This is a genomic window from Geodermatophilus sp. SYSU D00525 (assembly GCF_054050475.1).
The window spans coordinates 14,029-27,159 of the sequence record NZ_JBJGZK010000035.1 but is presented as its reverse complement, the minus strand read 5'-3'; the positions used below and the strand labels follow the sequence as shown (position 1 = coordinate 27,159).

Below are 13,131 nucleotides of genomic sequence, written 5' to 3'. Positions count from 1 at the left end.
CGCCGGCCCCCGGGGTCCGCGGAGGGAGATCGCGGTGCAGCGCGGGCGCCCGCCTAGGATCGGCCGGGTGAGCAGGGCGGGCGGGACGAGCACCCGCCCCGGCCCCGAGGCCACCCCGCCCGACCGCGCCGGCCCCCGCCGGGTGGCACTGCTGGTCGCGCTCGCCCTCGGCGTGGCGCTCGTCGTGGTCATCGCCGTCCGCACGCCCTGGACGCTGCTGCCCACCCCACCCGGCGGCGCGTCCCCGGTCACCGACGACGCCGGCCTGCCCGCCGACGTCGTCCGGCGCGCCGAGGCCCTCGCCGCCGACATCCGTCCCGCGTCGCTGACCAACCTGGTGATCGGCCTGGCGGTCTCGGCGCTGCTCGGCCTCACCCGGCTCGGCAGCCGGCTGGTCACCGCGGTCGGCCGCGCGGGAGGCCGGCGCCGGCCGCTCACCGTGCTGCTGGGCACGGTCGCGATCGTCGTCCTCGGCCGGCTGGCGACGCTGCCGATCTCCGCCTACGGCGAGGTGGTGCGGCACCGCTACGGGCTGTCCACCCGCTCCTGGCCCCTGTGGCTGCGCGACGTCGGGGTCTCCACCGCCATCGACGCCGCGCTCACCGCCCTCGGCCTGCTGGTGCTCGTCGCGCTGGCCCGCCGCGCGCCCCGCACCTGGTGGGCGTGGGCCGCCGGTGGCGCGGCCGCGCTGGTCGTCGCCGGCTCCTTCCTCTACCCGGTGGTCATCGAGCCGGCGTTCAACAGCTTCACCCCCCTGCCGGCCGGCGAGCTGCGCACCGACCTGCTGCGGCTGGCCGAGGAGAGCGGCTCCCCGGTCGAGGACGTCCTGGTCGCCGACGCCTCCCGCCGGACGACGTCGCTCAACGCCTACGTGTCCGGGTTCGGCTCCACCCGCCGGGTGGTCCTCTACGACACCCTGCTGGCCGACGTGCCCCCGGACGAGATCGAGTCGATCGTCGCCCACGAGCTCGGGCACGTGGCCACCGACGACGTCCTCACCGGCACGCTCATCGGGGCGCTCGGCGCGGCCGCCGCCGTCGCCCTCCTCGGCTGGCTGCTGACCTGGGCGCCGCTGCTGCGCCGGGCCGGCGCGGACTCGGCGGGCGACCCGCGCGTGGTGCCGCTGGTGCTGTTCCTCGTCGCGGTCGGGTCCCTGGTGGCGACGCCGGTGCAGAACCTCGTCTCGCGGCACGTCGAGGCCCGGGCGGACCTGCACGCGCTCGACCTCACCCGGGACGCCGCCGCCTTCGTCGAGATGCAGCGCCGGCTGGCCGAGACCAACGTCTCCGACCCCAGCCCGCCGGCGCCGTGGCAGTGGTTCTTCGGCTCCCACCCGACGGCGGCGCAGCGGATCGCGATGGCCGAGGACTGGCTGCGGCTGGGCGACCGGTGAGCGACCACGGCCGCACGCTCGTCGTCACCAACGACTTCCCGCCGCGGCAGGGCGGCATCCAGACCTTCGTCGCGGCGCTGCTCGAGCGCCGCCCGCCGGACTCCCTCGTCGTGCTGGCCTCCCGCTCGCCGGGGTGGGAGGCGTACGACGCGCGGTTGCCCTACCGGGTGGTCCGGCAGCGGACGGCGGTGCTGCTGCCCACGCCGGCGACCGCCCGGGCCGCGACGGCGCTGGCCGCCGAGCACGGCTGCGACACCGCCTTCTTCGGCGCCGCCGCACCGCTGGGCCTGCTGGCGCCCGCCCTCCGCGACGCCGGGGTGCGGCACCTGGTCGGGGCCACCCACGGGCACGAGACCGGGTGGGTCGCGCTGCCCGGCGCCCGGCAGCTCATGCGCCGCATCGCCGGCGGGCTGGACGTCCTGACCTACATCAGCGAGTACACCCGCAGCCGCCTGGAGCCGGCCCTCGGCGGGCGCACCCGGCTGGCGCAGCTGTCGCCCGGGGTCGACGTCGACCGGTTCACCCCCGCGGTCGACGGCACCGCGGTGCGGCGGCGGCACGGGCTGGGGGAGGCGCCGGTCGTCGTCTGCGTGTCCCGGCTGGTGCCGCGCAAGGGGCAGGACGTGCTCGTGGCCGCCTGGCCGCGGGTCCTCGCGGAGCACCCCGGCGCGCGGCTGCTGCTGGTCGGTGGCGGCCCGGACGAGGCCCGGCTGCGCCGCGCGGTGGCCGACCGGCGGCTGGGCGACTCGGTGGTGCTGACCGGCCCGGTGCCCCCCGACCGGCTGCCCGAGCACTACGCGGCGGGGGACGTGTTCGCCATGCCCTGCCGCACCCGCCGCGGCGGCCTGGACGTCGAGGGGCTGGGCATGGTCTACCTGGAGGCCGCCGCGGTCGGGCTGCCCGTCGTCGCGGGCACCTCGGGCGGCGCGCCGGAGGCGGTGCGCGACGGCGAGACCGGCACCGTCGTCGCCGACCCCCGCTCCCCGGACGCGGTCGCCGCCGCGGTCAGCGCGCTGCTCGACGACCCCGCCCGCGCCCGCGCCATGGGCGCCGCCGGGCGGGCGTGGGTGGAGCGGCGCTGGTCGTGGACGACGATCGCCGCCGACCTCGCGGCGCTGCTGGAACCCGCACACGACTGAGCCCCGCCCCGCGGGGGCGGGACGGGGCTCGGTCGATCCGGGGTCAGCGGCTGTAGAGCGCCTCGACCTCCTGGTCGAACTCCTTCATGACCACCGCGCGCTTGAGCTTCAGGCTCGGCGTCAGCATCCCGTTGTCCTCGGTGAAGTCCGTGGTGAGGACGCGGTACTTCTTGATCGCCTCGGCCTGGGACACCGCCTTGTTGGCGTCGGCGACGGCGGCGTCGATCTCGGCCTTGACGTCGGGGTCGTCGACCAGCGCGGAGGGCGGGGTGCCGGCCGGCTTGCCCTTGCTCTCCAGCCAGGCGGGCAGGGCCTCGGCGTCGAGGGTGACCAGCGCCGCGATGAACGGCCGCTGGTCGCCGACGACGATGCACTGGCTGACCAGCCGGTGGGCGCGCAGCCGGTCCTCGAGCACCGCGGGGGCGACGTTCTTGCCGCCGGCGGTCACCAGGATCTCCTTCTTGCGGCCGGTGATCCGGGTGAAGCCGTCGGCGTCGATCTCGCCGATGTCCCCGGAGTGGAACCAGCCGTCGGGGTCGATCGCCTCGGCGGTGGCCTGCTCGTTCTTCCAGTAGCCGCGCATGACGACGCCGCCGCGGATGAGGATCTCGCCGTCGTCGGCGATGCGGAACGAGACGCCGGGCAGCGGGCGGCCGACGGTGCCGATCCGCAGCGCGCGGTCGTGGTTGACCGAGGCGGCGGCGGTGGTCTCGGTCAGGCCGTAGCCCTCGTAGACGGTCACGCCGGCGCCGCGGAAGAAGTGGCCGAGCCGCTCGCCGAGGGGGGCCCCGCCGGAGATGGCGCCGAGGCAGCGGCCGCCGAGCGCGGCGCGCAGCTTGCTGTAGACGAGCCGGTCGAACAGCGCGTGCTGGACGCGCAGGCCGAGGCCCGCGCCGCCGGTGTCCTGGGCGCGGGACCAGGCGATGGCCACCTGGGCGGCCCGGTCGAAGATCCGCCCCTTGACCGGGCTGTCCGCCTCGGCCTTGGCCTTGGCCTGGTTGAACACCTTCTCGAACACGCGCGGGACGGCCAGGACGAACGTCGGCTTGAACCCGCCGAGGTCCTCGACCAGGTTCTTCACGTCCGGCGTGTGGCCGATGACGGTGCGGGTCCGCACCGCGCCGACCTGCAGGACGCGGGCCAGCACGTGCGCCAGCGGGATGAACAGCAGCAGCGAGCCCTGCACGTTCATGAACCGGTCGAGCAGGCTCATCCCGTTGCCGATCTCGAACAGGAAGTTGCCGTGGGTGAGCTCGCAGCCCTTGGGCCGGCCGGTGGTGCCCGAGGTGTAGATGAGCGTGGCCAGGCTGTCGGCGTTCAGGGTCGCGCGGCGGGCCTCGAGCTCGCTGTCGGGGACGCTCTCGCCCGCGGCGGTGAGCGTGCCGACGGCGTCGTCCTCGATGACGTACAGCGGGCCGAGGTCGGGGGCCTGGTCGCGCACCGAGTCGACGGCGGTGGCGTGCTCGGCCTTCTCGACGATCGCGGCGACCGCGCCGGAGTCGGAGAGGATCCAGGCGACCTGGTCGGGGCTGGAGGTCTCGTACACCGGGACGGTGACCGCGCCGGCCGTCCAGATGGCGAAGTCGATGACCGTCCACTCGTAGCGGGTCTTGGCCTGCAGGGCGACCCGGTCGCCGGGCTGCACGCCGGCGGCGACCAGCCCCTTGGCGACGCCGGCGACCTGCTCGCCGAACTCCCGCCAGGTGACGTCGACCCACCGGCCGTCCCGCTGCCTGCGCAGGCCGACCTCGTCGCCGTGCTCGGCGACGTTCTCGGCCAGCATGTCGGTGAGCGCCTCCGAAGGGCCCACCTCGGTCGTCGCCGGGACGCTGTACTCGCGCACGCTCCGTCCTCTCCTCCCCGTGCGGCCGGGGCGCCGCTGCCCGCGGTCCCCGCACGGGACACGTCCCGCCGAATCTACCGGCTGGGCCTACCGGTGAGTAGCCGAGCCCGGGCCACCCACCCTGCGGCTTTCGGGTGAACGGCTAGCCTCAGGCCCATGGCGGAGCAGTCCACCCAGTCGATCGTCGTCTCCGCGCCGGCGGCCGACGTGATGGCCGTGATCGCCGACTTCGAGGCCTATCCGCAGTGGGTGAAGGCGGCCCGGACCGTCGAGGTGCAGGAGCGCGGGCCCGACGGCCGCGCCCGCCGGGTCCGGTTCGTCATCGACGCCACCGTCCTCACCGACGAGTACGTCCTCGACTACACCTGGGACGACGACCGGCAGGTCTCCTGGACGCTGGTGACCAGCAAGATCATGAAGCGCCAGGACGGCTCGTACACGCTGCGCGAGACCGGCGGCGGCACCGAGGTGACCTACCGGCTCGCCGTCGACATCGGCGTCCCGATGCTCGGGATGATGAAGCGCCGCGCGGAGAAGGTCATCCTCGACACCGCGCTCAAGGAGCTCAAGAAGCGCGTCGAGGGCTGACCCCCGTGCGCACACTGCTGCTCACCGGCCCCGGCGGGGCCGGCACGACCACGCTCGCCGCCGCGGTCGCGGTGCGGGCCGCCCGGGACGGGCGCCGGGTGGTGCTGGTGACCCGCCAGCCGGTCCCCGACGGGACGGCGGCGGGCGTCGAGGTGGTCACCGCCGAGCCGCAGGCCGGGCTCGAGGCGCTGTGGGCCGAGCGGGTGGCCGGCCCGGCGGCGGCGCTGCCCGACCTCGAGCTGCCGCCCGCGAGCTCGGTCGTGCCGCTGCCCGGCGCCGGCGAGCTCGGGGTCCTCGCCGCGCTCGGCCGCGTGCGGCCGGACACCGACCTCGTCGTCCTCGACGCCGGGCCGCTGCCCGCCGCCACCGGGCTGGTCGCGCTGCCCGGCGCGCTGCGCTGGTGGCTGGAGCAGGTGCTGACCACCCGGGTGCGGGTGCTCGCCGCCGTCCGCACCGCCGCCGTCCGCGCGGGCACGGTGCGCCGGGGCCCCGCGGACCTCGCCCTCGACGCGCTGCCCGACCTCGAGGCGCTGCTCGACCGGCTGACCCTGACCGACCCCGCCGCGACCGCGGTCTGGCTGGTGGGCCGGCCGCGGCCCTCCGCCGTCGCCGCGCTGCGGGCCGCGACCACCGCGCTGGCCGTGCACGGGCAGCGCCCGGTGGGCGTGCTCGCCCGCCGGCTGCCCGGGGGCGGGCCGGCGGACTGGGCGGCCGCCCGGGCGGCCGAGGAGGACGCCGCGCTCGCCGCGCTGGCCGGGATCGCGCCGGTGCGGGAGGTGACCGAGGCCCCGGTCGAGCCGGCCGGCGCCGAGGCGCTCGCCGCGCTCCTGCCCGACCTGCCCGCGCCCACCGGGGACCCCGCCCCGCCGGTGCCCGCCCCCGAGCGCGTGGACGGCGGCTGGCGGCTGACGCTCCCGCTGCCCTTCGCCGAGCGCGCCGGGGTGCGGCTCACCCGCTGGGACGACGACCTGGTGGTGACCGCCGCCGGCAGCCGCCGCTCGCTGCGCCTGGACGCCCTGCTGCGCCGGTGCGTGGTCACCTCGGGCACCCTGGCCGAGCCGGGCACCGCCACCGCGCGGCTGGAGGTCGGCTTCGCCGCCGACCCGCAGCAGTGGCCGGCCGACCTGCTGGCGGCCGTCGGGGCGGACAGTGCGGAGGGGGCGCCGTCGAGCACGTCGGCGGGCGGCCCGGCGGACGACAGGGGGACACGGTGACCGAGGGAGCCGACTGGCTCGATCAGGCGCGGCGGCTGGTCGCCGGGCTGGGGCAGGCCTGGGCCGAGACCGGCGCCGCCGCGGAGGGGGAGACGTCCGGGCACGTGCCGGGCGGGGACTGCCGCTGGTGCCCGCTGTGCCGGGCGGCCGCCGTCGCCCGCCGGCCGGACGTCAGCGAGGCGCTCGCGGACCTGCTGACCAGCGCCGCGGGCGCGCTGCGGTCGGTGGCCACCCCGCCGGCGCCGCCCGCGCCAGAGCCGGCCCCCGCGCCGGAGCCGGCGCCGGTCCAGCACATCGAGCTCGGCTGAGTGGCCGGCGACCGGACCGGTCCCGCTGCGCTGCCCGCGCTCGGCGTCGACGTCGGCGGCACCAAGGTGGCCGGCGGTGTCGTCGCGCCGGACGGCACGCTGCTGGACACCGCCCGCCGGTCGACGCCGACCGCGTCGGTGACCGAGACCGAGGCCGCGATCGCCGGGGTGGTCGAGGAGCTCGCCGTCCGGCACGGCGGCCCGCTGGCGGCGGTCGGCGTCGGCGCGGCGGGCTGGTTCGACCGCACGGGTGACGTCGTGCTGTTCAGCCCGCACCTGGCCTGGCGGCACACCGCGCTGCGCCGCGACCTCGCTGCCCGTCTGCAGCGGCCGCTGTGGGTGGGCAACGACGCCGACGCCGCGGCCTGGGCCGAGTACCGCTTCGGCGCCGCCCGCGGGGCGGAGCTGGCCCTGTGCATCACCCTCGGCACCGGCATCGGCGGCGGGATCGTCGCCGGCGGCCGGCTGCAGCGCGGCGCGCACGGGGTGGCGGGGGAGTGGGGACACATGCGGGTGGTCCCCGACGGGCGGCTGTGCGCCTGCGGCAACCGCGGCTGCTGGGAGCAGTACGCCAGCGGCAGCGCCCTGGCGACCACCGCCCGCGAGGTGGCCACCCGCTCACCGGCCGCGGCGGCGCGGCTGCTCGACCGCGTCGACGGCGACCCGGCGCAGCTGACCGGCGAGGACGTGGCCCGCGCCGCGGCCGACGGCGACCCGGTCGCGCTGAGCCTGGTGAGCGACGTCGGGGAGTGGCTCGGCCAGGGCATCGCCGACCTGGCCAGCGTGCTCGACCCGGACGTCGTCGTCATCGGCGGCGGGGTGAGCGTGCTCGGCGACATGGTGCTCGACCCGGCGCGCGAGCGGCTCGGGCGGGCGCTGCCCGGCCGCGGCTTCCGGCCGGGTCCGCGGGTGGTCGCCGCGGCGCTCGGCGCCTCGGCCGGCCTGGTCGGCGCCGCGGACCTCGCGCGCGCGGCGGTCTGCGCCGGGCTCTAGACGACGACCGCTAGACGACCGCGCCGTCGTCGCCGTCGTCGTCGCGGTCGCGCATCCGGGACAGCGCCAGCGCGGCGCTGCCGACCAGGGCCGCGACGCCGAGCACCAGGCCGGTCTCGGTCCGCAGGCCCAGCACGCCGGGCGCGCCGACCAGCACCACGCCGGCGGCGGCCAGCAGCACCGCGTACAGCGTCGAGGGCGAGGGCATCGGCACCGGCGGGGCCGGCGGGGGCTCGTAGTGCTCCTCGTCGAGCGGGTCGTCCTCCTCGTCGTCGGCCGGCGGCGCGGCCGGCCGGACGACGGCGGGCCCGGCGGGGTCGGCGTCCTCGACGACCGTGCGCCCGTGCTCGGCCTCGTAGGCGGCGACGATGCGCGCCCACTCGGCGTCCTCGTCGAGGTCGCGCCGCAGCGGGCGCCGCTCGGCGGCGGGGCCGGCGGCGGGGACGTGGTCGTCGGCGTGCCGCTCGACCAGGGAGCGGCCCTCGCCGAGGCGGGCGCGGTCGACGAACAGCCGGTCGGCCGGCGGGCTGGGGAGGAAGACGGTGCGGGTGTAGGGCCCGACGTCGGCGGCCGGTTCCAGGTAGGCGGGGATGCCGGCCTCGCGCAGCACGTCGAGCAGGTGTTCACCGACGCGCGGGTCGACGTCGCGCAGCGGGGCCCAGAGCGCGGCGTCCAGGCCGTTGTCGCGACGGCCCCGCCCGCGCCGCGGCCCCGTCACGCCGCGGCTCCCCGGGGGAGCGGCCGGTCAGCAGCCACGGTGGTCCTCCTCCGGGGTCGGGCGGAGGGTGCGGCCGACGTGACACGCGGGCCGATTGTCGGCGAGGCACCCGGATCCCTAGTCTGGCAGCCCAACAGGGAGGCGTGTTGTTCTACTGGTTCCTCAAGTTCGTGGCCATCGGGCCGCTGGTGAAGCTCGTGTTCCGCCCGCGGGCGGAGGGGCGCGAGCACGTACCGGCCGACGGCGCCGCGATCCTGGCGAGCAACCACCTCTCGGCCTCGGACTGGATCTTCATGCCGCTGTCGCTGCGGCGCCGGGTCACCTTCCTCGCCAAGCAGGAGTACTTCACCGGCACCGGTGTGAAGGGCCGGCTGCAGCGCGCCTTCTTCTCCGGCGCGGGGCAGGTGCCCATCGACCGCTCCAGCGCCACGGCCGCCGAGGACGCCATCCGCACCGGCATCCGGATGCTCCGGCAGGGCCGGCTGCTGGGCATCTACCCCGAGGGCACCCGCTCGCCCGACGGCCGCCTGTACCGCGGCAAGGTCGGCGTGGCGCGCATGGCGCTGGAGACCGGCGTCCCGGTGATCCCCCTGGCGATGGTCTACCGGCCGCGGCGGATGCCGTTCGGCAGGAAGCTGGTCCGGGTGACCGTGCGCTTCGGGGAGCCGCTGGACTTCTCCCGCTACGAGGGCCTGGCCGGCGACCGCTTCGTCGAGCGGTCGATCACCGACGAGATCATGTACGAGATCATGACGATGTCGGGCCAGGAGTACGTCGACGTCTACGGCGCCACCGTCAAGAAGTCGATGCAGGCCACCGGCGCCAGCGCCTCCGACGTCGTCGGCCGGCTGCAGCCGCCCGCCGGCGAGGCCGGTGACCGGGCGCCGGACACCCTGGCCGGCTAGCGGTCGAGGAGCCGGCCGAGCAGGTCGGTGAGCAGGGCCAGCAGCTCGTCGCGGCTGGTCGCGGGCTCGCGCACCCACTGGTGGACGAGGTCCTCGGTGAAGGCGAACCACGAGCGCACCAGCTGCCGGCGCAGCGGGTCCTCGAGGCCGCCGAGCGCGCCGATGCCGAGGTCGACCAGCGCCTCGCGGGTCTCCTCGTAGACCTCGGCCACCCACGGGTCGCCGCCGGCCGCGCCGCGGACGAACGCCAGGTGCGACTCCCGGTAGGTCTCCACCCAGCCGACGTAGCGGTCGAGCATCCAGGCCGGGCGTTCTCCGGCCGGCAGGTCCGCCGGCGGGGTGAGGTGGGCGCGCAGCAGGTCCGCCGCCGCCCGCGTCACGGCCTGGTAGTACTCCCGCTTGGACGGGAAGTAGTGGAACAGCAGGCTGCGGCTGATGCCCGCCCGCCGGGCCACCTCGTCGATGGTCAGCTCCTGCACCGGTGTCGTGGGCAGGGCGGGCGAACCCCAGGTCGAGCGGCCGTGGCCGCGCTGGTCGTAGCGGACCAGGCGCAGCCGCCCGTCGGCCACCTGCCCGGTCAGCAGCGCGGCGACGTCGTCCCACGCGGCCTGCGACAGCGTCCAGCCGTGCGCGAGGACCAGCGTGACCGGGGCGTCGTCGGAGCCCTCGACGGTGGCGTGCAGCAGCGCCCCGTCCGGGGTGGCGACGGCGGCGGTGCGGCGCAGGCGCAGGGGAGCGGTCGTGCTCACGCGGCCACCTCCGGGGTCCGGGTCGGGACGGCCGCGGGGGTGCCGACGTAGTCCTCCCGGTCCAGCCGCCGGGTCAGCCGGCGGAAGCGGAAGGTGAAGTCCGGCCAGAGCGTGGTGTTGTGGCCGTGCCGGTCGAGGTACCAGCTGCCGCAGCCGCCGGCCAGCCACACCGTGCCGCGGGACCGGCGGGCGACGAGCTCGCGGTAGGCCTCCTGCGCCTCCGGGGTGGTCTCGAGCGTGTCCAGGCCCTCGGCGGCCAGGGTGCGCAGCGCGTCGTCGACGTAGGCCACCTGCGACTCGATCATGTAGACCATCGACGTGTGGCCGACGCCGACGTTCGGCCCGACCAGCAGGAAGAGGTTGGGGAAGCCGGCGACGGTGCTGCCCCGGTTGGTGACCGTGCCCTCGTCCCAGACCTGCGCGAGGGTGCGGCCGTCGCGGCCGGTGATCCGCCGGGCGATCGGCAGGTCGGTGACGTGGAAGCCGGTGGCCAGCACAATCGTGTCGGTGGACCGCTCGACGCCGTCGACGGTGACGACCGAGTGCGGCCGGACCTCGGCGATGCCCGCGGTGACCAGCTCGACGCCCGGTGCCGAGACCGCCGGGTAGTAGTCGTTGCTGATCAGGATCCGCTTGCAGCCGATCGTGTAGTCCGGCGTCAGGGCCTCGCGCAGCCGCGGGTCGCGGACCTGCCGCTCCAGGTGCGCCCTCGCCACCCGGCCCACCGGCCTCAGGAAGCGGCGGTTCTTCGCCAGGCCGAGGACGAGGACCTCACGGACCAGGTAGAGCACCGCGCGGACGAGCCGCTGGAAGCCGGGGACCAGCCGGTACAGCCGCTGCACCCGCGGGGACACCGGGTGGTCGGTGTGCGGCACGATCCACGGCGGCGTGCGCTGGTAGACGGCGAGGCTGCCGACGCGCGGCTGGATCGCCGGGACGATCTGGATCGCCGAGGCGCCGGTGCCGACGACGGCGACCCGCTCGCCGGTGAGGTCGTGGCCGTCGTCCCAGCGCGCGGAGTGCATGAAGAACCTGGAGACCCGCGGCCGCCGGGTGTTCGTGCCGCGCTCGGTCGGCGTCGTCTCGGCGCTGCGCCAGGCGGTGACCGGCGCGGTGGCGGAGAGGGTGGTGCTGAGGCTGTCCGCCGCCCGCGTGCCGCAGCTCGAGCGCGACGTCGCGGCGTTGCGGGGCCAGGAGTTCGGCCGCTCCTCGGTGGGCGGCCGCCGGGCGGGCTGAGCGCCCCTACGGTGGGCGGTGTGCGGCGGTTCTTCTACGACACCGAGTTCATCGAGGACGGGACGACGATCGACCTCGTCTCGATCGGCGTCGTCGACGAGACCGGCCGCGAGTTCTACGCCGTCAGCACCGAGTTCGACGAGCGCCGCGCCATCCCGTGGGTGCGCCGCAACGTGCTCGACCGGCTCCCGCCGCCGGCCGACCGGGCCTGGCGCAGCCGCCGGCGCATCCGCGACGACCTGCTCGCCTTCCTCACCGGCCCGGGCGAGGAGGTCGAGCTGTGGGCGTGGTTCGCCGCCTACGACCACGTGGCGCTGGCCCAGCTGTGGGGGCCGATGACGGCGCTGCCGCGGGCGGTGCCCCGGTTCACCCGGGAGTTGCGGCAGCGGTGGGACGACGTCGGCCGCCCGGAGCTGCCGCCCAGGCCCGCCGGCACGCACGACGCGCTGGTCGACGCCCGCTACAACCTCGCCCGCTGGGAGGCGATGGAGGCCGCCCGCCGCTGACGGCCGCGGCTACGCCGGCCCCAGCACCGCCTGGGTCTGGGTGACCGAGGCCACCGGGCGGCCGTCGTCGTCGGTCACCTCGGTGAGGACGACGACCGTCGAGCGGCCGACGTGCAGCGGGCGCGCGGTCGCGTGCGCGGTGCCGGAGCGGACCGCGCGCAGCAGCGACGTCGACGACGCGAGGGTCGACGTCGACGCCCCGGCCGGCAGGTTGAGGAAGGCGCAGACGGCGCCGACGGTGTCGGCCAGCGTCATCAGCGCGCCGCCGTGCAGCACCCCGCCGGCGGTGCACCGCTGCGGCGCCCACGGCAGCCGGCCGGCGACCTCGTCCGGCGCGGCGCGGTCCAGCTCGACGCCGGTGGCGACGGCGAAGGGCATGAGCGCGAGCAGTTCGGCGGGCTCCACGGCGGGGATCCTGCCGGTTCCGGCGCGCAGACGGTGACCGCGGCCGCGGATCGGGTGCAGGATCGTCCTGACCTGCGGTTCGTCCCTCCAGGGAGGCGTCGTGCGCATCGGCATCCTGACCGGCGGGGGCGACTGCCCCGGCCTCAACGCGGTCATCCGGGCCGTGGTCCGGTGCGGCATCCGCTCCGGGGACGAGGTGGTCGGCTTCCGCGACGGCTGGCGCGGCCTGCTCGACGACGACGCCGTCCCCCTGGACCTGGCCGCCGTCCGCGGGCTGCTGCCCCGCGGCGGCACCGTGCTCGGCACCTCCCGCACCAACCCCTACGCCATCGACGGCGGGCCCGCGCGGGTGACGGCCACCCTCGAGCGGCACGGGATCGAGGCGCTGGTGCCGGTGGGCGGCGAGGACACCCTCGGTGTCGCGGCCAAGCTGGCGGGGGAGGGGGTGCGGGTCGTCGGCGTCCCCAAGACGATCGACAACGACCTCGACGGCACCGACTACACCTTCGGCTTCGACACCGCGGTCGGCGTCGCGACGGAGGCCATCGACCGGCTGCACACCACCGGCGACAGCCACCACCGGACGCTGGTCGTCGAGGTGATGGGGCGGCACGCCGGCTGGATCGCGCTGCACGCGGGCATGGCCGGCGGCGCCACCGTCGTGCTCGTGCCCGAGCGCCCGTTCGACGTCGAGGCCGTCGTCGCGCACTGCCTGCACCGCTTCGAGTCCGGCTACTCGCCGATCGTCGTCGTCTCCGAGGGGGCGCGGCCGGCCGACGGCGACCTGGTGACCGCCACCGGCGAGCGCGACGCCTTCGGCCACGTCCGGCTCGGCGGCATCGGCGCCGCGCTGGCCGCGCTGCTGGAGGAGCGCACCGGCCGGGAGGCGCGCGCGGTGGTGCTCGGGCACATCCAGCGCGGCGGCACGCCGTCGGCGTTCGACCGGGTGCTGGCCACCCGGTTCGGCCTCGCCGCGGTCGCCGCGCTGCACGAGGGGCGCTCCGGTGTCATGGTGGCCCTGCGCGGGACCGACGTCGTCCCGGTGCCGATCGCCGAGGCCACGGCGCGGCTCAAGCTGGTCCCCCTGGAGCGGTACGCCGAGGTCGAGGTGTTCTTCGGGTGAGGGGGGCGACC

At 76.8% G+C, this 13,131-nt stretch carries 15 protein-coding genes; 10 read left to right on the top strand and 5 right to left on the bottom strand.

Features of this window, described 5'->3' with window-relative positions:
• The first annotated feature begins 67 nt into the window (after positions 1–67).
• Both ACI796_RS21050 and ACI796_RS21045 read left to right on the top strand, forming a co-directional pair.
• The gene (locus tag ACI796_RS21050; RefSeq protein ID WP_456943167.1) at positions 68–1,393 is read left to right on the top strand and encodes a M48 family metallopeptidase; all 1,326 of its coding nucleotides are present in this window, start codon (positions 68–70) and stop codon (positions 1,391–1,393) included.
• A complete protein-coding gene (locus ACI796_RS21045; protein ID WP_456943166.1) occupies positions 1,390–2,532 on the top strand; it encodes a glycosyltransferase family 4 protein in 1,143 nt (380 codons plus the stop codon). The genes ACI796_RS21050 and ACI796_RS21045 overlap by 4 nt, the downstream gene beginning before the upstream one ends.
• Before the next feature lie 43 nt (positions 2,533–2,575).
• Here ACI796_RS21045 and ACI796_RS21040 read toward each other — a convergent pair whose 3' ends face one another.
• On the bottom strand, positions 2,576–4,375 hold the full coding sequence (locus ACI796_RS21040; protein ID WP_456943165.1) for an AMP-dependent synthetase/ligase: 1,800 nt from the start codon (positions 4,373–4,375) through the stop codon (positions 2,576–2,578).
• 156 nt (positions 4,376–4,531) lie between these two features.
• Between ACI796_RS21040 and ACI796_RS21035 the strand changes: the two genes are divergently transcribed.
• The 4 genes from ACI796_RS21035 to ACI796_RS21020 are packed head-to-tail and all read left to right on the top strand — an operon-like array spanning position 4,532 to position 7,478.
• Positions 4,532–4,963: an SRPBCC family protein gene (locus ACI796_RS21035; protein WP_456943164.1), complete on the top strand. Its 432-nt coding sequence runs from the start codon at positions 4,532–4,534 to the stop codon at positions 4,961–4,963.
• A 5-nt stretch (positions 4,964–4,968) separates the two neighbouring features.
• A complete protein-coding gene (locus tag ACI796_RS21030) occupies positions 4,969–6,177 on the top strand; it encodes an ArsA-related P-loop ATPase (protein WP_456943163.1) in 1,209 nt (402 codons plus the stop codon).
• Positions 6,174–6,485 (top strand): hypothetical protein, encoded by a 312-nt coding sequence (locus tag ACI796_RS21025; RefSeq protein WP_456943162.1) that lies wholly within the window; start codon positions 6,174–6,176, stop codon positions 6,483–6,485. Before ACI796_RS21030 ends, ACI796_RS21025 begins: the two co-directional genes overlap by 4 nt.
• Positions 6,486–7,478: an ROK family glucokinase gene (locus ACI796_RS21020; protein WP_456943161.1), complete on the top strand. Its 993-nt coding sequence runs from the start codon at positions 6,486–6,488 to the stop codon at positions 7,476–7,478.
• Positions 7,479–7,488: 10 nt separating this feature from the next.
• On the opposite strand, the gene ACI796_RS21015 is transcribed toward ACI796_RS21020, so the two are convergent.
• Positions 7,489–8,196: a hypothetical protein gene (locus tag ACI796_RS21015; RefSeq protein ID WP_456943160.1), complete on the bottom strand. Its 708-nt coding sequence runs from the start codon at positions 8,194–8,196 to the stop codon at positions 7,489–7,491.
• Positions 8,197–8,339: 143 nt separating this feature from the next.
• On the opposite strand from ACI796_RS21015, the gene ACI796_RS21010 reads away from it, so the two are divergent.
• Positions 8,340–9,101 (top strand): lysophospholipid acyltransferase family protein, encoded by a 762-nt coding sequence (locus ACI796_RS21010; RefSeq protein ID WP_456943159.1) that lies wholly within the window; start codon positions 8,340–8,342, stop codon positions 9,099–9,101.
• On the opposite strand, the gene ACI796_RS21005 is transcribed toward ACI796_RS21010, so the two are convergent.
• Together ACI796_RS21005 and ACI796_RS21000 are read right to left on the bottom strand one after the other, a co-directional pair.
• Complete coding sequence (locus ACI796_RS21005; RefSeq protein ID WP_456943158.1) at positions 9,098–9,850, bottom strand: TetR family transcriptional regulator; 753 nt, start codon at positions 9,848–9,850, stop codon at positions 9,098–9,100. The genes ACI796_RS21010 and ACI796_RS21005 overlap by 4 nt on opposite strands.
• Entirely contained in the window at positions 9,847–10,875 is a 1,029-nt protein-coding gene (locus tag ACI796_RS21000) for a flavin-containing monooxygenase (protein WP_456943157.1), read from the bottom strand. The genes ACI796_RS21005 and ACI796_RS21000 overlap by 4 nt, the downstream gene beginning before the upstream one ends.
• Between ACI796_RS21000 and ACI796_RS20995 the strand changes: the two genes are divergently transcribed.
• Both ACI796_RS20995 and ACI796_RS20990 read left to right on the top strand, forming a co-directional pair.
• Positions 10,874–11,086 carry a hypothetical protein gene (locus ACI796_RS20995; RefSeq protein ID WP_456943156.1) on the top strand — a complete coding sequence of 71 codons (213 nt, stop codon included), beginning with the start codon at positions 10,874–10,876 and terminating at the stop codon, positions 11,084–11,086. The genes ACI796_RS21000 and ACI796_RS20995 overlap by 2 nt on opposite strands.
• A gap of 20 nt (positions 11,087–11,106) precedes the next feature.
• Positions 11,107–11,592, top strand: a complete 486-nt coding sequence (locus ACI796_RS20990) for a polyadenylate-specific 3'-exoribonuclease AS (protein ID WP_456943155.1) — start codon at positions 11,107–11,109, stop codon at positions 11,590–11,592.
• Between the two features lie 9 nt (positions 11,593–11,601).
• Here ACI796_RS20990 and ACI796_RS20985 read toward each other — a convergent pair whose 3' ends face one another.
• Positions 11,602–11,997 carry a PaaI family thioesterase gene (locus tag ACI796_RS20985; RefSeq protein WP_456943154.1) on the bottom strand — a complete coding sequence of 132 codons (396 nt, stop codon included), beginning with the start codon at positions 11,995–11,997 and terminating at the stop codon, positions 11,602–11,604.
• 100 nt (positions 11,998–12,097) lie between these two features.
• Between ACI796_RS20985 and ACI796_RS20980 the strand changes: the two genes are divergently transcribed.
• Positions 12,098–13,120 carry an ATP-dependent 6-phosphofructokinase gene (locus tag ACI796_RS20980; protein WP_456943153.1) on the top strand — a complete coding sequence of 341 codons (1,023 nt, stop codon included), beginning with the start codon at positions 12,098–12,100 and terminating at the stop codon, positions 13,118–13,120.
• Positions 13,121–13,131 lie beyond the last annotated feature (11 nt).